Annotated in this window: 1 protein-coding gene; it reads left to right on the top strand. The window is 77.0% G+C overall.

The genetic code is table 11. The features are described 5' to 3' along the window. Positions 1–1,392 (top strand): amidohydrolase (locus AB1460_RS37320; protein WP_368967261.1); only part of this gene is annotated, 1,392 nt, incomplete at its 5' end. Positions 1,393–1,633 lie beyond the last annotated feature (241 nt).

Raw genomic sequence — 1,633 nt, 5'->3', positions numbered from 1 at the left:
GTCCACACCACCGCCACCGGACTCGCCCTTGACGGGGTCGACCTCACCGACACCCCCACCCTGCGCCACGCCCTCGACCAGCTCCACCGCGCCGCCCGCCGCCGCCCCGGCCAGCCCCTGCTCGGCACCGGATGGGACGAGACCCGCTGGCCCGAACAGCGCCCACCCACCGCCGCCGAACTGACCCGCGCCGTCGGCCCCGTCGACGTCTACCTCGCCCGCGCCGACGGCCACACCGCCGTCATCTCCCTGACACTGGCCGAGCGCTCCCGCGCCCCCCACGCCCCCGGCTGGCTCGGCGACGGACTGTGCCGCGACGACGCCCACCACCGCGCCCGCACCACCGCCTACCACGACCTGCCCCGCACCAGCCGCCTCGACGCCGCCCGGCGCGTCCGCACCCACGCGGCCACCCTCGGCATCGCCGCACTGCACGAGATGGGCGGACCACAGGTCTCCTCCGCCGACGACCTCGCCGACCTACTCACCCTCGCCCGCGACGAACCCGGCCCCGCCATCACCGGCTACTGGGCCGGCGACCTCGCCACCGCCCTCGCCCTCGCCGCCGAACCCGGCGTCGGCCCCGTCGGCTACGGCGGCGACCTGTTCGTCGACGGCTCCCTCGGCTCCCACACCGCCGCCCTGCGCACCCCCTACCATGACCAGCCCACCCACCACGGGCAGCTCCACCACGACGCCGACGACATCCGCGACATCGTCCTCGACGCCACCGCCGCCGGCCTGCAGACCGGCTTCCACGCCATCGGCGACGCCGCCCTCGACACCGTCCTGACCGGCCTGCACGCCGCCGCCGCCCGCCTCGGCACCGCCACCATCGCCGCCGCCCGCCACCGCGTCGAACACGCCGAACTCGCCCACCCCGACCAGATCAGCGCCATGGCCCGCCTCGGCCTCATCGCCAGCGTCCAACCCGCCTTCGACGCCCGCTACGGCGGCCCCGACCAGCTGTACACCACCCGCCTCGGCACGGCCCGCGCCGCGGCCATGAACCCGTTCGCCGCCTACACCGCCGCCGGCGTCACCCTGGCCCTGTCCTCCGACAGCCCCGTCACCCCCCTCGACCCCTGGGGTGCCGTCCACGCCGCCGCCCACCACCACAACCCCGCCGCCCGCATCAGCACCGCGGACGCGTTCACCGCCGCCACCCGCGGCGGCTGGGTGGCCGCCCGCGCCGCCGCCGACGGTTCCGGGCAGCTCACCGCCGGCGCCCCCGCCACCTTCGCGATCTGGGACACCCGCGCCAGCCGCCAGGCCGGCGCCGCCGAAGCCGCCGAAGCCGCCTCCGCCGACCCGGTGGACGCGGCCGCGCGCACCCGGCCGACATGCCTGCGCACCGTGCTGCGCGGCCAGATCCTGCACGACCGGCTCTGACCAAAGCGCCCCGCCCCGCCCCGACAACCTCCTGGTAGTCCCGACGAATACCCCCCGGTAGTCCCAACGTGGTCCCCGACGACGGTGCGGCCAGCGACGCAGACCGACCTGCCGCGGCACCACCCGCAGCTCACCCGGCCACACAACGCCCTCCCGAGCACCCGCCCGGACAAACCGCACACAGCCCGGGGTGCTCCCAGCCACCGCCGTGCCGGACACTGGACGGGTGACCCACGCGCCC

Source organism: Parafrankia sp. FMc2 (assembly GCF_041008525.1).
Lineage (GTDB): Bacteria > Actinomycetota > Actinomycetes > Frankiales > Frankiaceae > Parafrankia.
Note: the sequence above shows the minus strand (reverse complement) of the source record. Positions and strands in the feature narration are given on the sequence as shown.